This is a genomic window from Pseudomonas sp. SDO5271_S396, from assembly GCF_054071795.1.
Genome location: NZ_JBSVWB010000003.1, coordinates 178,437 through 201,383 on the forward strand (window position 1 = coordinate 178,437; position 22,947 = coordinate 201,383).

General features: G+C 62.8%; 23 protein-coding genes. 10 read left to right on the forward strand and 13 right to left on the reverse strand.

Annotated features, from left to right (window positions below; genetic code table 11):
* Window positions 1-14: 14 nt before the first annotated feature.
* From ACW9IN_RS03945 to ACW9IN_RS03965, 5 genes are all read right to left on the reverse strand, one after another.
* Window positions 15-947 (reverse strand): D-2-hydroxyacid dehydrogenase, encoded by a 933-nt coding sequence (locus ACW9IN_RS03945; RefSeq protein WP_457364639.1) that lies wholly within the window; start codon window positions 945-947, stop codon window positions 15-17.
* 119 nt (window positions 948-1,066) lie between these two features.
* Complete coding sequence (locus ACW9IN_RS03950) at window positions 1,067-1,360, reverse strand: YcgL domain-containing protein (RefSeq protein ID WP_457364640.1); 294 nt, start codon at window positions 1,358-1,360, stop codon at window positions 1,067-1,069.
* Window positions 1,357-2,490, reverse strand: a complete 1,134-nt coding sequence (rnd, locus tag ACW9IN_RS03955) for a ribonuclease D (protein WP_457364641.1) — start codon at window positions 2,488-2,490, stop codon at window positions 1,357-1,359. The genes ACW9IN_RS03950 and rnd overlap by 4 nt, the downstream gene beginning before the upstream one ends.
* A 122-nt stretch (window positions 2,491-2,612) precedes the next feature.
* On the reverse strand, window positions 2,613-3,212 hold the full coding sequence (locus tag ACW9IN_RS03960; RefSeq protein ID WP_457364642.1) for a class I SAM-dependent methyltransferase: 600 nt from the start codon (window positions 3,210-3,212) through the stop codon (window positions 2,613-2,615).
* Window positions 3,213-3,302: 90 nt separating this feature from the next.
* A complete protein-coding gene (locus ACW9IN_RS03965; RefSeq protein WP_457364643.1) occupies window positions 3,303-4,673 on the reverse strand; it encodes a glutamine synthetase family protein in 1,371 nt (456 codons plus the stop codon).
* Window positions 4,674-5,016: 343 nt separating this feature from the next.
* Between ACW9IN_RS03965 and ACW9IN_RS03970 the strand changes: the two genes are divergently transcribed.
* Both ACW9IN_RS03970 and ACW9IN_RS03975 read left to right on the forward strand, forming a co-directional pair.
* Window positions 5,017-5,790 (forward strand): transporter substrate-binding domain-containing protein, encoded by a 774-nt coding sequence (locus ACW9IN_RS03970; RefSeq protein WP_457364644.1) that lies wholly within the window; start codon window positions 5,017-5,019, stop codon window positions 5,788-5,790.
* Window positions 5,791-5,840: 50 nt separating this feature from the next.
* A complete protein-coding gene (locus ACW9IN_RS03975; RefSeq protein ID WP_457364645.1) occupies window positions 5,841-6,680 on the forward strand; it encodes a cache domain-containing protein in 840 nt (279 codons plus the stop codon).
* Between the two features lie 844 nt (window positions 6,681-7,524).
* Here ACW9IN_RS03975 and ACW9IN_RS03980 read toward each other — a convergent pair.
* The gene (locus ACW9IN_RS03980) at window positions 7,525-9,042 is read right to left on the reverse strand and encodes an MDR family MFS transporter (protein WP_457364646.1); all 1,518 of its coding nucleotides are present in this window, start codon (window positions 9,040-9,042) and stop codon (window positions 7,525-7,527) included.
* A 74-nt stretch (window positions 9,043-9,116) separates the two neighbouring features.
* Window positions 9,117-10,301 carry a 4-hydroxybenzoate 3-monooxygenase gene (pobA, locus tag ACW9IN_RS03985; protein ID WP_457364747.1) on the reverse strand — a complete coding sequence of 395 codons (1,185 nt, stop codon included), beginning with the start codon at window positions 10,299-10,301 and terminating at the stop codon, window positions 9,117-9,119.
* 188 nt (window positions 10,302-10,489) lie between these two features.
* Here pobA and ACW9IN_RS03990 point away from each other — a divergent pair, with 188 nt between their 5' ends.
* Window positions 10,490-11,377 carry a helix-turn-helix domain-containing protein gene (locus ACW9IN_RS03990; RefSeq protein WP_457364647.1) on the forward strand — a complete coding sequence of 296 codons (888 nt, stop codon included), beginning with the start codon at window positions 10,490-10,492 and terminating at the stop codon, window positions 11,375-11,377.
* Here ACW9IN_RS03990 and ACW9IN_RS03995 read toward each other — a convergent pair.
* Both ACW9IN_RS03995 and ACW9IN_RS04000 read right to left on the reverse strand, forming a co-directional pair.
* A complete protein-coding gene (locus tag ACW9IN_RS03995; RefSeq protein WP_457364648.1) occupies window positions 11,370-11,546 on the reverse strand; it encodes a hypothetical protein in 177 nt (58 codons plus the stop codon). The two genes, ACW9IN_RS03990 and ACW9IN_RS03995, sit on opposite strands and share 8 nt — an antisense overlap.
* 100 nt (window positions 11,547-11,646) lie before the next feature.
* Window positions 11,647-12,552 (reverse strand): LysR family transcriptional regulator, encoded by a 906-nt coding sequence (locus ACW9IN_RS04000; RefSeq protein ID WP_457364649.1) that lies wholly within the window; start codon window positions 12,550-12,552, stop codon window positions 11,647-11,649.
* Between the two features lie 107 nt (window positions 12,553-12,659).
* On the opposite strand from ACW9IN_RS04000, the gene ACW9IN_RS04005 reads away from it, so the two are divergent.
* Both ACW9IN_RS04005 and ACW9IN_RS04010 read left to right on the forward strand, forming a co-directional pair.
* Window positions 12,660-13,526 carry an MBL fold metallo-hydrolase gene (locus ACW9IN_RS04005; protein WP_457364650.1) on the forward strand — a complete coding sequence of 289 codons (867 nt, stop codon included), beginning with the start codon at window positions 12,660-12,662 and terminating at the stop codon, window positions 13,524-13,526.
* Between the two features lie 34 nt (window positions 13,527-13,560).
* Window positions 13,561-14,175, forward strand: coding sequence for an NAD(P)-dependent oxidoreductase (locus tag ACW9IN_RS04010; protein WP_457364651.1), 615 nt, complete (start codon window positions 13,561-13,563; stop codon window positions 14,173-14,175).
* Between the two features lie 274 nt (window positions 14,176-14,449).
* Here ACW9IN_RS04010 and ACW9IN_RS04015 read toward each other — a convergent pair whose 3' ends face one another.
* Window positions 14,450-15,322 (reverse strand): LysR substrate-binding domain-containing protein, encoded by an 873-nt coding sequence (locus ACW9IN_RS04015; protein WP_457364652.1) that lies wholly within the window; start codon window positions 15,320-15,322, stop codon window positions 14,450-14,452.
* A gap of 110 nt (window positions 15,323-15,432) precedes the next feature.
* Between ACW9IN_RS04015 and ACW9IN_RS04020 the strand changes: the two genes are divergently transcribed.
* The 4 genes from ACW9IN_RS04020 to ACW9IN_RS04035 all read left to right on the forward strand — a co-directional run bounded on the left by ACW9IN_RS04020 (window position 15,433) and on the right by ACW9IN_RS04035 (window position 20,971).
* Window positions 15,433-17,058 carry a 5-guanidino-2-oxopentanoate decarboxylase gene (locus ACW9IN_RS04020; RefSeq protein WP_457364653.1) on the forward strand — a complete coding sequence of 542 codons (1,626 nt, stop codon included), beginning with the start codon at window positions 15,433-15,435 and terminating at the stop codon, window positions 17,056-17,058.
* Complete coding sequence (locus ACW9IN_RS04025; protein ID WP_457364654.1) at window positions 17,055-18,497, forward strand: aldehyde dehydrogenase family protein; 1,443 nt, start codon at window positions 17,055-17,057, stop codon at window positions 18,495-18,497. The genes ACW9IN_RS04020 and ACW9IN_RS04025 overlap by 4 nt, the downstream gene beginning before the upstream one ends.
* Before the next feature lie 213 nt (window positions 18,498-18,710).
* The gene (locus ACW9IN_RS04030) at window positions 18,711-19,898 is read left to right on the forward strand and encodes a cyanate transporter (RefSeq protein WP_457364655.1); all 1,188 of its coding nucleotides are present in this window, start codon (window positions 18,711-18,713) and stop codon (window positions 19,896-19,898) included.
* A gap of 137 nt (window positions 19,899-20,035) precedes the next feature.
* Window positions 20,036-20,971 carry a LysR family transcriptional regulator gene (locus ACW9IN_RS04035; RefSeq protein ID WP_457364656.1) on the forward strand — a complete coding sequence of 312 codons (936 nt, stop codon included), beginning with the start codon at window positions 20,036-20,038 and terminating at the stop codon, window positions 20,969-20,971.
* Between the two features lie 3 nt (window positions 20,972-20,974).
* Here the strand turns inward: ACW9IN_RS04035 and ACW9IN_RS04040 are convergent, their stop codons facing one another.
* Together ACW9IN_RS04040 and ACW9IN_RS04045 are read right to left on the reverse strand one after the other, a co-directional pair.
* Window positions 20,975-21,337, reverse strand: a complete 363-nt coding sequence (locus tag ACW9IN_RS04040; protein ID WP_457364657.1) for a 5-carboxymethyl-2-hydroxymuconate Delta-isomerase — start codon at window positions 21,335-21,337, stop codon at window positions 20,975-20,977.
* 55 nt (window positions 21,338-21,392) lie between these two features.
* Complete coding sequence (locus ACW9IN_RS04045; RefSeq protein ID WP_457364658.1) at window positions 21,393-22,316, reverse strand: LysR substrate-binding domain-containing protein; 924 nt, start codon at window positions 22,314-22,316, stop codon at window positions 21,393-21,395.
* Between the two features lie 129 nt (window positions 22,317-22,445).
* Here ACW9IN_RS04045 and ACW9IN_RS04050 point away from each other — a divergent pair, with 129 nt between their 5' ends.
* The gene (locus ACW9IN_RS04050) at window positions 22,446-22,625 is read left to right on the forward strand and encodes a hypothetical protein (protein ID WP_457364659.1); all 180 of its coding nucleotides are present in this window, start codon (window positions 22,446-22,448) and stop codon (window positions 22,623-22,625) included.
* A 5-nt stretch (window positions 22,626-22,630) separates the two neighbouring features.
* Here the strand turns inward: ACW9IN_RS04050 and ACW9IN_RS04055 are convergent, their stop codons facing one another.
* Window positions 22,631-22,777, reverse strand: coding sequence for a hypothetical protein (locus ACW9IN_RS04055; RefSeq protein WP_457364660.1), 147 nt, complete (start codon window positions 22,775-22,777; stop codon window positions 22,631-22,633).
* Between the last annotated feature and the right edge of the window lie 170 nt (window positions 22,778-22,947).

Genomic DNA, 22,947 nt, shown 5'->3' on the forward strand with positions numbered 1-22,947 from the left:
TATGAGCTGGGCAGTCAGTAACCGCGTTCGAAATCGACCTCACCGCGCAACGCGGTATTGGCCTGGTACGCCCGCAGATTCTCCAGGAACAGCGCCACCATCATTGGCGGCGACGTCGGCGCAGAGCTGTGCCCGGTCAACAGCAGGCCCCACGCCGTCCAGAACGGGTGCCGTTGCGGCAAGGGTTCCTGGCGGCACACATCGATCACCGCACCGGCCAGGTGCCCGTCTTTCAAGGCCGCCACCAGGTCGGCGTCGACCACCGACACGCCGCGCCCGACGTTGATGAACAGACCGGTCGGCTTGAATTGCTTGAACAGCGCCGCGTCGTACAGGTCGTGGGTATTGGGCGTGTTGGGCAGCAGGTTGATGACGTAGTCCACCTCGCCCACCAGACGGCTCAACTGGTCGAGCCCGGCCACTTCGATGAAAGGCGCCTGCTCCCGCGCGACGCTGGCGATGCCGTACAGCTTCACGCCAAACGGCACCAGAAACTCGGCGACGCCCTGGCCGATATCGCCAGTGCCCACGATCAAGACCTTGCGCCCCGCCAGGCTCTGGCCCATGCGGTTGTCCCATTTGCGCTCGACCTGGCTGACCAGCCGCGCGAGTACTTCGCGTTCGTGGCCGAGCATATAGGTGAGCACGAATTCGGCCATGACCTGACCGTAGATGCCAACCGCGCGGGTCAGGCGATAGTCGCGGCGCAAGCCCTCGGCCAGCAGCGGTGTGATGCCGGCCCAGGTCGATTGCAGCCATTGAGGTTGATGACCCTGGCGCAGCAGGGTCGCCAGCAGGTCCGGTTGGCCCAGCCATACCGGGCAATCGGCGGCCAGGCGCGACAGCTCGGCCGAGTCGCCGCTGGTCAGCACCTCAAGTTCCGGTGCCAACTCGCCCAGCAGTTGGGCATAGAGAGGGTGATCCTGTTCAGCAATCAGAACACGCATGCTTAAAACCTTTCAAAAACAATGCAGGCGACCGCCGGGGCAGTTCACTGCCTCCCTGCGGCCAGCGCCCGATGATACGAGTCCATGGATGAATGTGCCCTGAACAGGGCACCGGTCCTTCACACCGGGTCGTTGCGCCGTAGCAATTCCTCGGGCAAGTGTTCGATGTACTCGTCCTCGGCGGGCGGCATTTGCAGGTGATAACCCTGCTTGTCGAGGTTTTCCAGCACCTGCGTGATGTCTTCCTGTTGCAGCTTGCGCTCGGGCGTCAGCACCAGATCGAACGCATGCACCGGCTTGCCGAACACGGCGACCAGGCCTTCGGGCACACGCTCCAGGGCGTCGCTTTTCAGGACGTACAGGTACATGCCGGCGCGTTTGGGGCTGCGGTAAATGGAGCAAATACGTTTCAAGGCTGTTCTCCGGCAGTGGCCAGGCTGTCGAGCAGCGCCTGGCCCATCAACTCGCGGCGCCAGCCACGCAGCGAATCGGGCAGTTGGTAAGGTCCATCGGGGTAGCCACTTTTGACCAGGGCTTCGAGGGTTTTCTTGCGCAGCATCAGTTCCGGCGCCATTTCCAGGCGCTCGGCCTCAGCCTGGCCCAAGGCGCGCAATTGCTTGATCAGCGCGGCGGCGTCCACCGGCAGTGGCTCAGCCACGGCGGGCGGCCATTGGTCCACGGGCACGCTGCCGGCACGCTGGATCAGGTCCAGCAGGAACTGGCCGTCCTGACGCACGGTGCGCGGGTGCATGTCTTCGATCTTGCCCAGGGCCGTGAGGTTGTCCGGCTGGGATTTGGCCAGGGGCCACAGGGAGTGTTCGCGAATGATGCGGTTGCGCGGCAGGTCGCGGGCACGGGCTTGCTGCTCGCGCCAGGCACAGAGCTCCCGCAGCACGGCGAGTTGGGCCCGAGACAGTTTCCACGCCAGCTTGGCGTCGCGGTACACCTCGTACGGGTCGGTCTCGCGGCGCAGGTTGGCCACCAGCTCGGCACCGTCCTCCAGCACCCAGGCGTATTTGTCTTCGGACAACTGCGGGCGCAGCCGGGTGTAGACCTCGGCCAGGTGCACCGCGTCTTCGGCGGCGTAGCTCACCTGGGTCTCGGACAATGGCCGCTGCAACCAGTCCGAACGGGTCTCGCCCTTGGGCAGCTCGATATCCAGTACGGCTTGCACCAGTCGCGAATAGCCCATGGAAAACCCGAGGTTCAGGTAAGCCGCGGCCAGTTGCGTGTCGAACAGCGGCACCGGCAGGCTGCCGGTCAGGCGCAACAGCACTTCGAGGTCTTCGCTGCAGGCGTGCAGCACCTTGATCACCGCCGGGTTCTCCAGCAGCGCGGCCAACGGTTGCCAGTTGTCGATGGTCAGGGGGTCGATCAGGTAAGCGCGGACGCCATCACCGATCTGGATCAGCCCGGCAATGGGATAAAAAGTGTCGACCCGCATGAATTCGGTGTCGAGGGCGACGAATGGCAACTGCTGCCATTCGGCGCAGTGCTGGCCGAGGCTATCGTTGTCGCAGATCCAGTGAATATCGATGGCCACACGGCTCTCCCTTGAAGAATGGCGCGCAGTATATATCGCGAAAGGGACTTTCGAGCACCCGCGGTGCACACGCAGCCATGAAAACTCAGACAGAAAATAAAGAATAGTCGTACAAAAAGAACTTAGCCTGTCTTACGCAGAACGTAGACCCGCCACAACGCGGTGCCCGGTATGAACTCCTGCTGGCTCATGACGTTGAAGCCCGCCTGGCGGAACTCGCCCTCCACGGACGTGCGCGAGTTCACCGACACAATCACCGTATCCCGGCTCACCCGGTGAAACTCGCGCAACAGCGCCAGGCGCCCCTCGCTGCCGGGCACATGACGAAACAGCTCCAGGCAGAAAATACAGTCCACCGCGTTGGCCGAGAGGCCGATGGAAAATGCCGATCCCTGGAACGTCCTGACCCGCTTGAGCAGCGCCGCCGGGTGATGGGTGCGGGCGTGGTCGAGCATGGCCTGGGAGTTGTCCGAAGCCAGGATCACCCGGTTGACGTGTTCGGCCAGTACCGGCCAAAAGCGCCCCGAGCCACAGGCCAGGTCGAGGATCAGCCCCGGTTCGCCCGCCACTTTCAACGCCTGGCGCACCAACCACTCGTCGCGCCACGACGCCAGACGCCGCCGCAGGCCGGGCGGGCGCGTATCACCGCAGACCTTGGCGTGCTCGCGGTCGCAACGCTCGGCGTATTCGATCTCGATGGGGGATGGAGGTTGTGGCGACATCACGGGCTCATGAAAATAATTCGACCTTGAGCCGCAGCTTAACCAGCGCCACGTGAAAAAAAGGTCGAAGCCTGAAGCCGCCGGCCTGCATCAGGCCTGATGCAGGTACCAGCGCCAATCCTGCTCGCCCACTTCGCCCATGAACTGGCGGTATTCGGCGCGTTTGACCGCCAAGTATACGCCGAGAAACTCGCTGCCAAAGGCCTCTCTTGCCCAACTCGAACCTTCCAGTGCGCGCAGGGTGGTCAGCCAGTCGGTGGGCAGCAGTTCCTTGGCCTGGGCGTAGCCGTTGCCTTCGACCGGCGCACCGGGGTCGCGCTGTTCGCGGATGCCCCGGTGAATACCGGCGAGGATCGCCGCCGCGGCCAGGTACGGGTTGGCGTCGGCGCCGCAGATGCGGTGTTCGATGTGGCGCGAGTTGGCCGGCCCGCCGGGCACGCGCAGGCTGACGGTGCGGTTGTCCACCCCCCAGGTGGCGGCCAGCGGCGCATAGCTGTTGCTCTGGAAACGTCGGTAGGAGTTGGCGTTGGGGCAGAACATCAGCAGCGAATCGAGCAAGGTGCTGAGCATGCCGCCCACGGCGTGCCGCAGCAGCGGAGTGCCGTCGGCCGCTTCGCTGGCGAACAGGTTGTTGCCGTCGGCATCCGCCAGGCTGACATGCATGTGCATGCCGGTACCGGCCAGGTCATCGAACGGCTTGGCCATGAAGCAGGCCGTCATCCCGTGCTTGTGCGCTACACCCTTGACCAGACGCTTGTAGCGCACGGCCTCGTCCATGGCCTGCAAGGCGTCGAAGCGGTGCTCCAGGGTGATTTCCACCTGGCCGGGCGCGTATTCGGAAATCGCCGTGCGCGCCGGGATGCCTTGTAGTTTGCAGGCACTGTAGAGGTCAGCCAGAAACGGCTCGATCTGTTCCAGCTCGCGCAAGCCATAGACCTGGGTCGAACGGGGCCGACCGCCGTCCTTGTCCAGCGCCGGTTGCGGACGACCGTTGCTGTCGGGCTTCTGATCGAGCAGGTAGAACTCCAGCTCCGCCGCCATTACCGGGTAATAACCGTCGGCTTTAAGGCCGTCGATCACCTTGGCCAGCAAATGACGCGGGTCGGCCACGGTGGCGGGCAAACCCTCGGTGGGGTGCATGCTGACCTGCACCGCCGCCGTCGGCATCAGGCGCCAGGGCATGCGCTGCAAACTGCCGCTGATCGGGTAGGCGCGGCAGTCGATATCGCCGACGTCCCACACCAGCCCGGAGTTTTCCACGTCATCGCCATTAAGGGTCAGGCCCAGAATGGTGCTGGGCAACGGGCGCCCGCTTTCGTATACCGCCAACAGCTCATCACGGTGCAGCAGCTTGCCCCGCGGCACGCCATTGTTGTCGAGGATAAACAGCTCGAACATCTCGATGTCAGGATGTTGTTCAAGGAAGGATCGGGCTTCGTGCAGGCAGGCAAAAACACTCATGGGCATTCTCATACGTTAGGTTCGGGCAGGCGCACGGGTGCACACCTTCCAAAGGGCAGATCAACGCAGGAATGGGGTATCTGGCGGGCGGGCGTGGCGGCAGTGGAACAACGCCCAGAACGCAAGCGCGGACGGCAGTGTCGCGGGGTGAGTGTCGGGGTAGCCGTCCATGGGGATCACAGTGAGGGAGATGCCTTGCAGCGTCACACGCCTGGATAGGTGGGTAAATTCAGGGTTGACGGAGTTTGGTTGCGGTTTGACTAAACATTCCCGTGCCTTGCCACCCTGCCCGCCGCTATCAATAATGATCGCCCTCGATCATGCCTCCCAAGGACTCGACCGCATGAAAGCTCTTCTGGCCCTGTGTGTACTGGCAAGCGTGGCCGCCTCGGCCCTGGCCGACAATACGCCATCGCGTCTCGACGACGTGCTCCAGCGCGGCACTCTCACCGTGTGCACCACCGGCGACTACAAGCCCTACACCTCGCTGCGCGCCGATGGCCGCTATGAAGGCATCGACATTGCTATGGCCGAGTCCCTGGCCAAAAGCCTCAACGCGACGATCAACTGGGTGCCCACCACCTGGAAAACCCTTATGCCGGACTTCCTCGCGCAACACTGCGACATCGCCGTGGGCGGGATTTCGGTGTCGCTGGAGCGTCAGAAGAAGGCATTCTTCAGCCAGCCCCTGGGAGTCGACGGCAAGATCCCGCTGGTGCGCTGCGCCGACGTGCAGCGTTACCAGAGCGTGGAGCAGATCAACCAGCCCCAGGTGCGGGTCATCGAGCCGGCGGGCGGCACCAACGAAGTGTTTGCCCGGGCCCACTTGGGCCAGGCGCAGATTCGCCTGCACGACAATGTGACCATTTTCGATGAACTGCTGGCCGGCAAGGCCGACGTGATGATCACCGACGCCAGCGAGGCGCGTTACCAGCAGAAGCTCAAGCCCGGACTGTGCGCGGTCAACCCTGAACGGCAAATGCAGTACAGCGAAAAAGCCTTCCTGCTGCCCCGCGACGACGTGGCCTGGAAAAGCTACGTCGACCAGTGGTTGCACCTGAGCGTGGCCACCGGGGTGTACGACGGCATCGTCAACCAGTGGCTGGCGGCGCCCTGAGCCGAGGGCGTCTACGCTGTTGTCACATCAATAAGAACGAGGGACGGAACATGAAGGGAATGCTCCGGATCACCTGGCTGCTGCTGTTGTGTTTCAGCCAAGTGCATGCCGCAACCACTCAGGATGAGGAAGCCCAGGCCGCCAAGGCATTGCTGGAAAAAGCCCTGGCGTATTACCAGAGCAATGGCGACAAGGCCTTTGCCGCGTTCAGCCGCCAGGGCAAGTTCGTCGACGCCGACCGCTACGTGTTCGTCGTCGATACCCAAGGCGTACTGCTGGCCAGTGGCGGGCCCTCCTCGGCCCTGATCGGTCGCAATATCAACGAAGTGCTGGGCCCGGACTTGCGCCAGTCGTTCAAGGACGCGCTCAAGGTACCCGAGGGCCAGGGCATCCAGCAGGCCGACTACCGTTGGCAGAACTGGAACGATGGCAAGGTCGAACACAAGCATGTGTTTTACCAACGGGTCGGCAAGCGCATCCTCGCGGTAGGCTACTACCTGCCACGGGCCACGCCCGAACAGGCGCGCGCCTTGCGCAACAAGGCGGTGAATGCATTGCTCAAGGATGAAGCCGGCACGCTGAAGGCGATCAACTCATTGCAGGGCGGGTTTCTGCAGGATGATCTGTATGTGTTCGTGGTGGACCTGAAAACGGGGCGCTACGTGGCGCATGGGACCAATTTGCGCTTGGTGAACACTGATTTTGCCAGGATCAAGGACCCTGACGGCAAGCCGGTGGGTGAGCCGATGCTCAAGATCATGGCCGAGCAGGATCAGGGGGAATACAAGTACCGCTGGAAAAACCCGGTGACCGGGAAGGTCGAGAACAAGCACGCTTATTTGCGCAAGGCTGGGGATTGGATGGTGGCGGTGGGGTATTACAGTCCCTGAGGTTTTTTCTGGGGGGTAGGATGAGGTGGGGTGTATATCCGTTATTTAGGTAACGGCTGCTTAGGGTTCCGCTCTTACAGCGGGTCACTTTGGAAAAGCCGGAATGCCGGCCCAGCCCAAAGTAACCAAAGGGCTCTTGCCCCAACACTCGGCACCTCGCTGTGGCTCGGTGTGCCCTCACTCCGGCTTGAATCCGTGGGCCGCCGTCATGGGCCATCCTTGGCCCAGGACGGCTAACCCGGCGTCCTGCCGGGTTGCCCACGGATTCAAGCCTGCGTTCGGCCAGCGTGTTTGACGGGGCGCCTCAGATCAAAAGCAAGATCAAAAGCAAAAGCGCGGCGGCCTGGTAGCCGACCGGTTTCTGGAAGCCGGTCTAGCTCCCACAATTTAGATCTCCTCTATCAGGCAGATGACCGATCGTTCCCACGCTCTGCGTGGAAACGCATCCTGTGAAACTCCGCGTCACGACTTAAAAAGCGGACGCGGAGCGTCCAGGGCGGCATTCCCACGCGGCGCGTGGGAACAATCAAATCAAATCCGCTCTGGCTCTGGCTTTTGATCTTGCTTTTGATCTGAAGCGCCCCATCAAACACGCTGGCCGGAATCTGACGGGAATTTGGGGGGTAAACCGGCAGGACGCCGGTTTAGCCGCCCCGCGCCATGGATGGCGCGTGGCGGCGGCCCCCCGAATTTCCGTCGGATTACGGGTACACCGAGCCCAGGCGAGGTGCCGAGTGTTGGGGCAAGAGCCCTTTGGTTACTTTTGGGGCTCTTTTCCAAAAGTGACCCGCTGTAAGAGCGGAACCATAAGCCGCCATCACCCAAATAACGGATATGCCCCCACTCAGCGCACCTTATCCTCACGCCCCCGCAACACCCGATTGGGCATGGCAACCGCCGCCGCCAACCCCAGTAAAGACACCCCCGCACTCACCCACAACAAATGCCGAAACGTCACCGCCAACTCCCCCCGCAGGGCATCCCGGGCCGGTCCCGGTGCAGCGTTGAGGCCATCGAGCAGCACATTGCCAGAGCCGCCCTCGACCATAAGCGAATCCCCGGCCAGGTGGGCAAAACTGGAGTCCTGCAACAGCGCCAGCAACAACGCCGACATGCACGCCACCCCCACTGCCCCGCCCAACGACCTGAACAGGTTGGTGGTGCTGGTGGCCACACCGATATCACGTTGCTCCACCGAATTCTGCGAACCCACCAGCGAGGTCGGAAACTGCATGCCGGCGGCGATCCCGCACAACAGCATGAACACGCCGGTCAGCCACACGTCCTGCGGAGCACTGAAGGCCATGCCGACAATCGCCAGCGGGCTCAACAGCGCGCCGCCGAGAATCATCGGTTTATAACGCCCGGTCACGGAGGTCAGGCGCCCGGCGGTATACGCGCCGATCGGCAGGCCCATCGCCAAAGGCAACAGGTGCAAGGCGGCGCTGTCGGCCCCCGCCCCGGTCACGGTCTGAAAGCGCAGGGGCATCAGCACGGTCAGGGAAATCGCCTGGAAGCTGGTGAAGAAAATCGTGCACCAGCACAACACCGCACTGCGGTTGGCGAACAGGTGCATCGGCAGCAACGGCTCGCGGGCACGACGTTCGTGCCACACAAACACACTCAGGGCCACCAGCGCACACGCCAGCAAACCCAGCACCTCATCATCGCGCCAGGCATGGCCCTGGCCAATTTCGGTAATGCCCAGCAGCAACGCAGTCAAACCGATGATCATCAGCACCGTACCGAGGTAATCGATGATCGGCTTGCGTTGCGGCATCGGCAGCCCCACCAGGGTGCGATGGGCCACATACCAGGCACCGGCGCCCAGCGGCAGGTTGATCAGGAACACCCAGCGCCAGGACAGGTATTCGGTCATATAACCGCCCAGTACCGGCCCGGCCACGCTCGCCACCGCGTACATGCTGCTGAAATAGCCCTGGTAACGCCCGCGCTCGCGGGGCGGGATGATGTCGCCGATGATCGCCTGGCTCACCGAGACCATGCCGCCGGCCCCGATGCCCTGGAGGACCCGCGCCAGTACCAGTTGTTCCATGCTTTGCGCCAGGCCGCAGAACAGCGACGCCAGGGTGAACACGCCCAGGCCGATGAGCATCATCGGGCGCCGTCCGTACAGGTCGCCGAGCTTGCCGTAGATCGGCACCGCCACCGTCATCGCCACCATATAGCCGGAGATCACCCAGGCCAGCAGGTTGACGTCATGGAATTGCGCGGAGATGGCCGGCATGGACACGGCGACGATGGTCTGGTCCAGGGCCCCCAGGAAAATGGCCATCATCAGGGCAGCAAGCACGCTGCGTACGGCGGGAAGAGGCTGGGCAGGCTGATTGAGGTTGGTCACGGCAGAACCTTCGAGCAGAGCCCGCGGGAAAGGAAAGGCCCGCGGGAATGCTCGCTATCTTACTCGATAGCTGGCTACTCGATAGCCTCGTAAGGAAGCCCGACGTAATTTTCTGCAATGGTTTTGCGACCCGCCTGCGAGTGGACGAAGTAATCCAGCTCGCTCTCGGCAATCCGCTGGCTAAAACCATCCGCCTCAGGAAAGCGATGCAGCATCGAGGTCATCCACCAGGAAAACCGTTCGGCCTTCCACACGCGTCGCAGGCAGATCGACGAGTATTTTTCCAACAGCTCCACCCGCCCCTCGCCATACACCTTGAGCAGGATCCGGTACAGCGTACTCACATCACTTGCCGCCAGGTTCAGGCCCTTGGCCCCGGTGGGCGGCACGATATGCGCGGCATCCCCCAGCAGGAACAGACGCCCGTACTGCATCGGTTCCACCACGAAGCTGCGCAGGGGCGCGATGCTTTTTTCGATTGACGGCCCGGTGACCAGCCCGGCAGCCAGTTCCTCGGGCAGGCGGGTTTTCAGTTCGTCCCAGAAACGCTGGTCGGTCCACTCATCCAGCGCTTCTTCGACCGGCACTTGCAGGTAATAGCGGCTGCGGGTCGGCGAACGCATGCTGCAGAGGGCAAACCCGCGCGGGTGCCGCGCGTATACCAGCTCGTCGTGCACCGGCGGCGTGTCCGCGAGCAGACCGAGCCAGCCAAAGGGGTAGACCCGTTCGAATACTTGCAGCGCTTCGCTTGGAATCGACTGACGCGCCACGCCGTGAAAGCCGTCGCACCCGGCGATGTAATCGCACTCCAGGCGGAACGCTTCGCCCTGGTGTTCGAAGGTCAGCCAAGGCTGATCGCTCTTCAGATCATGGGGCTGCACCCTGGACGCTTGATAAAACGTGGTGGCGCCAGCAGCGGCGCGGGCGGCCATCAGGTCGCGGGTGACTTCGGTCTGGCCGTAAATCATGACGGACTGGCCGCCGGTCAGGCCTTTGAGGTCGATGTGGATGCGCTGGCCATTCAACGCCAGCTCGAAGCCGTGGTGCACCAGCCCTTCGGTGTCCATGCGCTGGCTGACGCCGGCCTCGCGCAGCAGGTCGACCATGCCCTGTTCCAGCACACCGGCACGGATACGGCCCTGCACATGGTCGGCGCTCTGGCGTTCGAGGATCAGCGTCTGGATACCGGCGTTGTGCAACAACTGACCGAGCAGCAGTCCGGAAGGACCGGCGCCAATGATGGCGACTTGGGTTTTCAGCGTTTTCATTATTTTTATGGCCCGCAAGCTTCACCGAACGGATTGGGTGAAAGAGTTGTCATTGATCTGGTTGCTGGCATTTTTCACTTGAGTGGCCGGCATAAGAAGGTGAAAACTGAGACAAAGCCTGCGCTTTTCGCCAATCGGGGCGATTACCGAACCACTATCCTGAGTATCGGATTGAAACCATGACCAAAACTGCCAGTTCCGCGATTCCGGTCTTCAAGCTGTACGGGGAAAACCAGCAATGGCCCACCCCGGATTTGTTGCACTGCGAAACCATTTCCCGACGCAGCCGGGAATACCAGTGGGAAATCCAGCCCCACCGGCACGCGGATCTGTGCCAGTTACTGTACGTGCACAAGGGTCAGGCCCAGCTGGAAATCGAAGGCCAGCGCACCACCCTGAACGAAGCCTCGCTGCAAGTCCTGCCGCCGTTGTGCGTGCACGGCTTTCGTTTTTCCGAAGACGTCGAAGGCTATGTGGTGACGTTGTCCGCGCCGCTGGTCAGCCATTTGCAGGCGCAGTTGGGCACCACGGTGGACGGCCTGCAAGCGCTGGGCAGCTACCCGGCGGGCAAGGACAGTGACTACCTCAACAGCCAGTTCGCCCGTTTGCAGGCCGAATACGCCGATGAACAACCGGCGCGAGACATGATGATGCACGCCCTGGTCAGCGTGCTGCTGGTATGGATCAGCCGCCAGGCCATCCAGCGCCGACACCCGCGCGCGCCGCGTGGGCGCGAGTATTTCAAGCGCTTCACTCAGTTGGTCGAACAGCATTATCGCGAGCACCCGAAGATCGAAGACCTGGCCCATAAACTGGGGATCTCGGTGTCCCACCTGAACGGTACGTGTCGGGAGTTGGGCGGGCAGCCCGCGTTGCAGATCATGCATGACCGCCAATTGCTGGAAGCCAAGCGCCTGCTGACCTACACCAGCATGACCATCAACGAGATGTCGGAAGTGCTGGGGTTTTCCGACCCGACCAACTTCTCGCGGCTGTTCCGCCGACGCGTCGGGTTCTCACCCAAAGCCTTTCGCGAACAGTTGAAAGCGGAACAGGCGACTACCTGAGCGCGCTGAAACTGCCGGTGTGCGGAACGCAGTGATCCTGATGACAGCTGATCGCAAAGGTCGGCTGCATGCGGGTCTGCTCCACGCGGTAGGCCGCAGTGCCATACAGCGCACTGGCCAAGGCGCAGAGGGTGAAAATCATCAGGTACTTTCTGGTTTTGATGCCCATGGCGAAGACCTCTGAGCGGATCTACACGGTGCTGTTTAAAGCATAGGCCAGCCAGGGCGAGTTGCCATTATTGGACGACATTCAATCAGTTTATGTCGGCTCAGAGACCGATATCCCACGCCGGCTCCTCGGGAAAGCGCAGCACCAAAAAATCCAGCAGGCTGCGCAGGGCCTGGGGCATGTGTTTGCGCGATGCATACACCGCATAGATGTTCATCTGCCGGGGTTCGGCCTCGGGCAACAGGCGCACCAGTTCGCCGCGACGAATGTAATCTCCCGCCTGGTAACTGGGCAGCATCGCCACCCCTGCCCCGGCCAGGGTCACGTGCAACAGGGTGCTGGCCTCATTGGCCGTGATCGTGCCGAGCACCGGCACCGACACCGGCTCACCGCCCTCCTCGAAATGCCACAGGCTGCGGCCGAAATAGGAATGGGTCAGGCAGTTGTGCTGCGTCAGGTCTTGTACGCTCTGTGGCGCCGGATGTTCCCGCAGATACGCCGGCGAGGCACATACCACGGAACGGCAGACCGTCAGGCGCCGAGCGATCAGATTGGGGTCCAGCTCGGTGCTGGTGCGGATGGCCAGGTCGATACGCTCATCCACCAGGTTGACGGTGCGGTCGAGCATTTGCAGGTCGACGGTCACCAGCGGATAACGCTTGACGTAGTCGGCAATGGCGCCGGCCAACTGGGCCTGGCCGAACGAGGTACTGACGCTCAGGCGCAGCAGGCCCCGAGGCGCTTCATCGGGTTCGCTGACGGCGGCCTGCATGTCACTGCACAGCTCCAGCAGTTGCCGGCAACGCGGCAAGGTTTCGCTGCCCGCCGCCGTGAGGCTCAGCTTGCGCGTAGTACGGTGCAGCAGGCGCGCGCCAACCCAGTCTTCCAACTCGGCCAGGTAGCGTGAAACCACCGGACGCGACAGGTCCAGATGGTCGGCGGCGGCGGACTGGCTACCCAGGTCCACCACCGTGACAAACACGCGCATTGCTTGAAGACGGTCCATGATTTGCCCGATTTTAGAAACAAACTATGTTCCAGCATCGCATTTTTAGTTGGGTTTGGTGCAACTAAGCTCTGTCCATCCTTTGAACCGATGGCTGGAGCTGCCCGATGTTGTCCACCTTCAAACGCTTGACCCTGGCCACCGCCGCCCTGGCGTTCGCCGCCCATGCCGCCGCGGCGGACCTGACCCTCGACGTCTACAACCCTGGCGAAGCCGCGATCTTCCCGGTCACTTCGGTGCTGGTCAGCGGCGCCAGGGACGCGATCCTGGTGGACGCGCAATTCGGCAAAAGCCAGGCCGAGCAAGTGGTGCAGAAAATCCGCGCCAGCGGTAAGCACCTGACCACCATCTATATCAGCCATGGCGACCCGGACTACTACTTCGGCCTCGACACCCTGACCGCAGCCTTTCCCGAGGCCAAGGTGCTGGCGCCCAAGCCGGTGGTCGATCACATCAATGCCACCGTGGCCGCCAAGCTGGAGTTCTGGGGCCCGAAAATGGGCGCCGACAAACCGGCGAAAACCCTCGTGCCCCACGTGCTGGAAGGCCACAGCCTGAACCTTGAAGGCCAGACGCTGGAGGTGATCGGCCTGGACGGCGCGCAGCCGGACCGCAGCTTCGTATGGATCCCGTCGATCAAGGCCGTGGTCGGTGGCGTAGTGGTCGCCCAGGGCATCCACGTGTGGATGGCCGACACCCAAAGCGCACAGTCCCACACAGACTGGCTGGATATCCTGGCGCGCATCCGGCAACTGAACCCGCGCACAGTGATCCCGGGGCACTTCCTGGGCACGCCGTCGCCAACCTCAGTCGGTTTCACCGCCGACTACATCAAGGCCTTCGACACCGAAACCGCCAAGGCCAAGGACGCCACCGCGCTCATCGCGGCGATGAACAAGCGTTACCCGAACCTGGCCGACGAAAGCTCGCTGGAGCTGAGCGCCAAAGTCGCCAAGGGCGAAATGAAGTGGTGAAACGTCTTACACCTTAACCGTACTGGAGAACGTCATGAGCAAGATTGCAATCATTGGGGCGACAGGCCGTGCCGGTCGCGAACTGCTGGAAGAAGCACTGCGCCGCGGGCACAGCGTGGTGGCTATCGCACGTCACGTCGAGTCCATCGCGGCAAAGCCGGGCGTTACCGTCAAGCAAGCCGACGCCTTGAATGCCGGCGAGCTGCAACAGGCGATCAGCGGCAGCGACGTGGTGATCAGCGCCGCGCACTTTGCGACCGTGCCGCCCGAGTCCGTGATCGGCCCGGTGAAAAAAGCCGGCGTGAAACGCCTGCTGGTGGTGGGCGGTGCCGGTTCGCTGCTGTTGCCGGGCGGCGGTCGTGTGATCGACAGCGAAGGCTTCCCCGAGGAATACCGGGCCGAAGCCAGTGCGGGAGCGGCGTTTCTCGCGGTGCTGCGTGAACAAAAAGAGCTGGACTGGAGCTTCCTCTCACCGTCGGCGGAATTCACCGAAACTGCGCGCACCGGCACATTCCGCCTGGGCCAGGATGATTTGCTGGTAAGCGGTGAAGGTCGCAGCTGGATCAGCTTTGCCGACTACGCGATTGCGTTGATCGATGAAGTGGAAGCACCGAAGCATTCGCGCCAGCGTTTCACCGTCGGTTACTGACACATTGCGATGAAGCCGGTGGGAGCGAGCTTGCTCGCGAATGTAGTGAGTCAGTCAGCACATCGATAACTGACACATTGCTTTCGCAGGCAAGCCAGCTCCCACATCTGATCTCTATTGTTGGCAAGAAAGTGCCTGGCGCGATGGCGCTATTGGCAGAATCCCCTGTGGGAGTTGTCGAGCCACGGCGAGGCTGCGAAAGCGGTGGGTCAGGCGACATCTCTTTCAGCTGTGCCGCCTTCGCAGGCCAGCCCCACACATTTGACCTCGGATGTTACGACTGTTGCGCCTGGTCGACCAACCACGCCATCAACGCTTCCAGCCCCGCCGAAGGCTTGGAGCCCGGCGGATACACCAGGTAATAACCCATCCCCGTCGGCACCCGCAGTTCAAACGGCATCACCAGGCGCCCGGCCTTCACGTCCTCGCCGATCAGTGCACTGTCGCCCATCGCCACGCCGGAGCCTTGGGACGCCACGGTCATCGCCAGGTCGAGCGTCTCGAAATGATGCCCCTGGGCCAGGTTGCTCAAGCGCGTGTTCGCCGCCGCCAGCCATAGCGCCCAGTCTCGCTCGTCGCGCGTGGGGTGCAGCAATACCTGTTGCTGCAGGTCCGCAGGTGTGTGCAGGGCGCCCAGCAGCGCCGGCGCGCAAACCGGGGTCAGTTGTTCATCGAACAAGTGCCGCGCCTCGGCCGATTGCTCGGCGATGGGCGCATAGATCACCGCCGCGTCGAATTGCTCGCGACGAAAGTCCACCGTGTAGGCCACCGTGGTGGTCAGCTCGACCGGCACATCCGGGCGCTCCTTCTGCCACTGCATCAGGCGCGGCAACAGCCAGCGCATCACGCAGGTGGAGGCCTTGAGCTGCAAGGTGGCGCGACGGCTGCCGATCTGCTCCACCGCATCACCGATCAGGCCAAATACCTGTTGCGCACGCAAAGACCATTCGCGCCCCTCTTCGGTCAGGCTCAAGCCACGTGCCTGACGCTGGAACAAGGCGTAGCCCAAATGGCTTTCCAGCCCGGCAATCTGCCGGCTCACGGCACCCTGGGTGATATGCAGGCGCTCGGCGGCATGGGTGAAGTTGCAGCACTGGGCCGTGACCCAGAAAGTATGCAGCGCAGGCAAGGGAGGCAGGCGTTTCATCGGGCTAAGCCATGACGTGAGGACATGGCTAGTATGACTTTTTATCGATTGTTGCCGCTACGGGGCAGCCGGTCCAATACCGCCTCGAACCCATAACAAGAGCGACCTTTATGGCGACCTGCGGCGAAGTGTTGGTCAACCTGCTGGAAGGCTACGGCGTGGACCAGGTGTTTGGCATCCCCGGCGTACACACCGTGGAACTGTATCGTGGCCTGGCCCGTTCCAGCATCCGTCATGTCACCCCGCGTCACGAACAGGGCGCCGGCTTCATGGCCGACGGCTACGCGCGCACCAGCGGCAAACCCGGGGTGTGTTTCATCATCACCGGCCCTGGCATGACCAACATCACCACCGCCATGGGCCAGGCCTATGCCGATTCGATCCCGATGCTGGTGATCTCCAGCGTGCAGTCACGCAGCCAGTTGGGCGGTGGGCGCGGCAAGCTGCACGAACTGCCGAACCAGGGCGCGATGATGGCCGGCGTGGCCGCGTTCTCGCACACCTTGATGTCAGCCGCAGAACTGCCCGGCGTGCTGGCACGGGCGTTTGCCTTGTTCCAGGCCGGGCGGCCGCGCCCGGTGCATATCGAGATCCCGCTGGATGTACTGGTGGAAAACGCCGACGCCCTGCTCGGCAGCGAGCCGGTCAGCGTGGCGCGCGCCGGGGCGGCGCCCGCGGCGGTCAAGCAGATGGGCCAGTTGCTCGCGGCGGCCAGACGCCCGCTGATCCTGGCCGGCGGTGGCGCCATCGATGCCGCGCCCGAGCTGACCCGCCTGGCCGAAACCCTCGGCGCGCCGGTGGCGCTGACCATCAACGCCAAGGGCATGCTGCCCGCCGCGCACCCGCTGTTGATCGGATCGACCCAGACCCTGGTCGCCACCCGCGCGCTGGTGGCCGAAGCGGATGTGGTGCTGGCCATCGGCACCGAACTGGCGGAAACCGACTACGACGTGACGTTCGCCGGCGGTTTCGAGATTCCCGGCGCGCTGCTGCGCATCGATATCGACCCGGACCAGACCGTGCGCAACTACGCACCGCATATCGCCCTGGTCGCCGATGCGCAGATCGCAAGCGCAGCCTTGCTGACCGAGCTGGGCAACAAGCCACTGGCACCACGCAACGCCGACTGGGGTGTCCAGCGTGTGGCGCGGCTGTGGGCCGAACTGGACCCGTCATGGGACGCCGCCACCCGTGCGCAAACCCTGTTCCTTCATACCGTCCTGCAGGAACTGCCCAACGCCGTGCTGGTGGGTGACTCCACCCAGCCGGTTTACAGCGGCAACCTCACGTTGAACCTCGACCACCCGCGTCGCTGGTTCAACTCCTCCACTGGCTACGGCACCCTGGGCTACGCGTTGCCTGCCGCCATCGGCGCCTGGCTGGGGCGTGGCGACGGGCAAGCGGTGGTCTGCCTGATCGGCGATGGCGGCTTGCAATTCACCCTGCCGGAACTGGCCAGCGCCGTGGAGGCGCGAACCCCGGTGATCGTGCTGCTGTGGAATAACCACGGGTATGAAGAGATCAAGAAATACATGGTCAACCGCGCCATCGAGCCGGTGGGTGTAGACATCTACACGCCGGACTTCATCGGTGCGGCCAAGGCCCTGGGCTGCGCCGCCGAAAGCATCCAGGGCCTCGCGCAACTGCGCAGCGCCCTGCGCGCCGCGGCTGATCGCCAGGGGCCGACGCTGATTGAAATCAACCAGGGACATTGGATGAAGGAGGTGGCGGTATGAACGCGGTGTTGAACGGTGTGTACATCGGCGGCGAGTGGCGCGTGGGCCATGCCGTACTGGACGTGATCAACCCGGCCACCGAGGCCCCGCTGGCCCAGGTCAGCGTCGGCGATGCGAACGCCGTGACCCAGGCAGTCGACGCCGCCAGCGCGGCATTTATCGACTGGTCGAAAAGCACCGGCCGTGATCGTGGCGCGCTGCTGCGCAAGATCGCCCAAGGCGTGCGTGAGCAACGCGAACAGCTGATGCACGTGCAGGCGAGCAACAACGGCAAGCCGTTGTTCGAAGCGGGTATCGATGTGGATGACGTGATCGCCACGTTCGACTATTACGCCGGTGTCGCCGAGGCCATGGACGACGGCCAGGACGCTGCAGTGGCCTTGCCCAGCGACGCATTCAGTGCGCGCCTGCGCCGCGAACCCTGCGGCGTGGTGGGGCTGATCGTGCCGTGGAATTTCCCGATGGTGACCACCGCCTGGAAGCTCGCCCCGGCATTGGCCGCCGGCTGCTGCGTGGTGCTCAAGCCATCGGAGGTGACGCCGCTGGCAGAGTTGCAATTGGCGCACATCATCAACGCAGCCGGGCTGCCGGCGGGCGTGTTCAACCTGGTCTGCGGCACGGGCCTGGCGGTGGGCGCCCCGTTGGCGGCGGACCCTCGCGTGGCGAAGATTTCGTTCACCGGCAGCAATGCAGTGGGTGTGCAAGTGATGCAGCGCGCCGCCGAAACCGTCAAGGGTGTGAGCCTGGAATTGGGTGGCAAGTCCTCTTTGCTGGTACTGGCCGATGCCGACCTCGACCTGGCCGTTGAACTGGCCTGTGGCGGCGGTTTTTTCAACGCCGGGCAAATCTGTTCGGCCACCAGTCGTGTGCTGGTGGCTGACAGCCTGGCGGATGAATTTCTTGAGCGTTTGCAGGCGCGGGCTGAAGGCATTCGCGTCGCTGAGCCGTTTGCTGATGACGTCGAAATGGGCGCATTGATCAACCGCGCGCAGTATGAGCGCGTGCTCGGGCATATCCAGCGTGGCATCGCTGATGGCGCACGCCTGTTGTGCGGCGGGGAGCGCCCGGCGGAGCTGGAGAAAGGCTTTTTCATCCGCCCGACGGTATTTATCGATGTGCCGCTGGACAGCGCACTGTGGAACGAAGAAATCTTCGGCCCGGTGCTGTGCGTCCGCCGTTTTGCCACGGAGGAAGAGGCCATCGCCCTGGCCAACGACAGCGACTTCGGCCTGGTGGCCAGCGTGGTCAGCCGCCATGCGCAAACCAGCGAACGTGTGGCCAACGCCCTGCAGGCCGGGTTGGTGTGGATCAATGCACCGCAAGTGATCTTCCCGCAGACCGCGTGGGGCGGTTACAAGCAGAGCAGCATTGGCCGTGAACTGGGGCCGTGGGGGCTGGCGGCGTTTCAGGAAATCAAGCACGTGGTGCGGGCGGTCTGATGCGCGCGCATTGGCAGCGAGGATTGTGATTGTGGCGATCGGGCTTTTATTGAGGTGAGCGGGCCTGGTGAGGTACATGGATCCATTGTGGTGAGCGGGCTTGTCACCGGGAACATGAGCCGCTGCAATTTTTAGATAGCCCCTGCGATTTTCTCGTTTGCCCCCCTTCCCCCGGCGTGGCCTGATTCGCCCTTGATCCTTCAAGGCCCGCCCATGGAAAACGTTCACGCAAAACCCGTCACCGCCGTTTGGCTGATGATCAGCGTCGTGCTGGTCGCACTCAATCTGCGCCCGTCGATGGCCGCCGTCGGTCCGTTGTTGTCATCGATTCGTGGCGATGTGCCGTTGAGTTTCAGCAGCGCCGCCCTGCTGACCATGCTGCCGGTCATGGCCATGGGCCTGGCGATGTTTTTCGGCATGGGCCTGGCCAAGCGCTTGGGCGAGCATCGCAGCATTGTCGCGTCACTGCTGGTGATCGGTGTGGCCACGCTGTCACGGCTGTTCCTGGGGTCGGCGCTGGAGCTGATCGTCAGCGCCATCGCCGCCGGGGTGGGCATCGCGCTGATCCAGGCGTTGATGCCGGCGCTGATCAAGTCGCGGTTCAGCGACAACGTTTCACTGTTCATGGGCTTGTACGTCACCGCAATCATGGGCGGCGCGGCGCTGGCCGCCGGGTTTGCCCCGTTCGTGCAGGCGCAGACCGGCAGCTGGCGCATCGGCCTGGCCATCTGGACGGTGCTGGCAGTGCTGGCCCTGGTGTTCTGGCTGGCACAACGTTCGGCTTTGCCGCCCCTGCCTCAGGCTGAATCCGGCCCTCAGGAAAGCTTTTTCGGCAACGCCCGCGCCTGGTTGCTGGCGATCTTCTTTGGCCTGGGTACGGCGTCCTACACCTGCGTGCTGGCGTGGCTGGCGCCGTACTACGTAGAGCACGGCTACAGCGAGCAACAGGCCGGCCTGTTGCTGGGTTTTCTGACGGCCATGGAGGTGGTGTCCGGCCTGGTCACACCGGCCCTTGCCAACCGCCGCCGGGATAAACGCGGAGTGGTGGCGGTACTGCTAGTGCTGATCATCCTCGGGTTTTGCGGGCTGATCATGAGCCCCTTGCACCTGAGCCTGGTGTGGACGTGCCTGCTGGGCCTGGGTATTGGCGGGTTGTTCCCGATGAGCCTGATCCTGTCGCTCGATCATCTGGACAACCCGCGTCGTGCCGGTGGTCTCACCGCTTTCGTGCAAGGCATCGGCTACCTGATTGCGGGCCTTTCGCCGTTGATCGCGGGGATGATTCGCGACCGCTCCGGCAGTTTCGAAGGCGCCTGGTGGTCGCTGACGGCGGTGATCGTCGTGATGCTGTTGATCGTCACGCGCTTCAATCCAGCGCATTACCCACGGCACATCCGCTGACGTCGTGTTGCAAACATTATTTGTCCCACGTCACACATAGAAACGCCCTACGGCGCTTTCTATTGGCACGCCCGTTCCGTTAAGCTTTTGCGCTGGCTTGTACTGAGTTCGGTACAAAGCGTTGACGGACGGAACCGATGCTAAACAGTAACTTGCTCAGAAAGCTGGATATGCAGGACTTGATGGTGTTTATCGCCGTCTACGACCAGAGCAGCGTTACCGACGTGTCTGAAACGCTGTTTGTCAGCCAGTCCACCGTGAGCTACAGCCTCAAGAAGCTGCGCACCAGTTTTGAAGATGAGCTGTTTATCAATACCCGGGCGGGCATGCGGCCGACCGACAAGGCCACCACCATGTATGGCCACGTGCAGAAGATCCTCGAAAGCATCAACCTGTGCCATGCCGGTGGCCCGGCGTTCGACCCGACCCGCACGGCGGTGACCTTCAATGTGTGCGCGCCGGAATACTTCGAGCAGTTGATCCTGCCACGCCTGCTGAAGAACTTTGACCGCGACGACCTGCCGGTAATCATCAATGTGCAAAAGCTGGAAACCGACATCCCCGCCGACGACTTGCGCGAAGGCCGCCTCGACCTGGTGATCTGCTTCGGCCCGCACTTTCACCGCGCCCATAAAGACTTCAAGACCCGGATGCTGCTGGAGGATGATCTGGTGTGCGTGTTCGATAAGCGCGCAGCGCCCCGGGAGTCGGCGTTCAGCCTGCAATCCTTCGTGGAACGGCGCCATGTGTTCCCCACGCCGTGGACATCCGACACCAACATGATCGACGGCTGGCTGGCGCGCCAGGCGCACAAGCGCCAGATCATCGCCCGCGCCAACAGCTACAGTGCGGCGCTGAAGATGATTACCGGCACCGACTTTATCGTCACCCTGCCCCGCCGCGTGCAGAGGTTGCTGGCGCCGGAGCCGGTGTTCGGCCATTGCGAGGCGCCCAATGGGCTGCCGGGCTTCACCCTGGATATGCAGTGGAATGAATCCAGCGGGCAGGACAGCGCCAACGCCTGGTTTCGCGAACAAGTGGTGAAGGTGTGTGCCGATCAGGGGTTGTTGTAGCCCTTAGCCGACGGCGACCTTGCTGTAGGAATCACGGTCGATGTCCAGCAGTTCCACGCTCAATTGGACTTGCATGCCCTCCGGCCACGGGCCCAGGTCCTGCAACACGGCCAGCAGGCTTTCCGACAGTTGTTTCTTGACCTGCGGCGAGCGTCCACTGAGCAAGGCCAGGCGAACCGCAACGAACCCACGGAGGTTCAGGCCCGTGCCCACGCGAAAGCTTTCGACCTTCACCGAACGGCTCTTGATATCGAACTCGGCGCCGAACTGACCAGACGCCACCAGCGCGTGGTTCAAACGCAACAGGGCCTTGTCGGTGTCCAGTTGCGTCAGGTTGGCGGTGTATTCCAGGTGCAGGTGCGGCATGGGATTCTCCGAGGCTTACGTGGGAAAGCGCGTACATATACCACGGAAAGAAACCTCAGACCTTGTTCGCCAAGTCGCGATCACTCATGAACGCCTCCAGCCGCGAACGCACCCAGCGTTCGGCGGGGTCGGTGTCCACATGGCTGAGCCAGACCATGGACAGGTCCAGGGTCGGCGTCTGGAAGGGGAACGGCTCACAGAACAGGCTGCCCGACAGTGCCATGGCTTCGGCGGTGTAGTCCGGCAGGCTGGCGATCAGGTCGGTACCGGCCAGCAACGCCGGCAAAGCGCTGTATTGCGGCACCGACAGCACCACATGGCGCTTGCGACCGATTTCCGCCAGCCACTCATCGGCAAACCCGGCCACGTTGGCGGTGTGGGACACCAGCACATGGGGCCGCGAGCAATATTCATCCAGGGTCAACGGGGTGTCCGAGGCATCGGCCCGCAGGATTCGCGGATGGATATGGCGCAGCAACTTGCGCTTGGCATTGGCCGGCAGGCCGCGGGTCTGGGTGATACCCACGGTGATATCACCGGAAGCAAGCAGGTCGGGGATGCGCCAGTAATCCACATGCTGTACCACGAACACCACTTGCGGCGCTTCCCGGCGCAAGCTGCGCAACAAGGGCGGCAGCAGGCCGAACTCGACATCGTCGGACAGGCCGATGCGGAAGGTCATGGTGCTGATGGACGGGTCGAAATCGTGGGTCAGGCTCAAGGCCGAGGACAGCGAATCCAGGGCGGGCGACAGGTGCTGGATAATCTCTTCGGCCCGCGCGGTAGGCTCCATGCGATGGCCGACGCGGATGAACAGGGGGTCGTTGAACAGGGTACGCAAGCGGTTGAGGGCCGAGCTGATGGTGGGTTGGCCGAGGAACAGTTTTTCCGCGACCCGCGTGACGTTGCGTTCGAGCATCAGTGCTTCGAAGACCACCATCAGGTTGATGTCGGCCTTGCGTAATTCGTTGCGATTCATCGGCGCCTGCCCCTTCCCCAAGAACAAGCCGCAGTTTAGAAAGCCGGTGAGACCGCGTCTATGTGCGCACTGTTCATCGCGCGGCTTTGGGACTATAAATCAGCTCTCGAAGGTCGCAGGAACACCACCGTGCTGGTCATTCTCGCCCTGGCCACTCTCGTGGCGGGGTTCTGTCTCTGGGTTATCCGGTTTGTCGCCCACCCCACCGCCCGCACGTTGTTGCGGGTGTTCGTCGGGTTGTGCCTGGCGGCAGTGGTGGCCTTTCTGGTGTTAGCGTCGGGCTTTCCTGTTTCGTTATTAGTCTCCTGAAACATTCATGGCTTCAGCGGGCGTTCCTGGTCCCGCTCGGAGAGCTCCGTGCCGTCGTCCGGATGCTTCCAGGTCTGCGGTTTTTCCTCTTCATGACGATGCCGGGGTTGCTCACGCTCCCGCTCGCCCTCGCGCTTGCGTTCATCAGCCATTGCCACCTCCTGTCCGTAAGAATGGGTCACAGGTTCAAGCATAGAACAGGGCCTGTATTTTGGACGGCCTGAACGATTGATAGCCTGTACGCATCAATACTTCCAAATAACTCACTTAACATTTCTAAATGTGTCAGCCACTATCGAAGGTCTTAAGCGAAACAAGCACT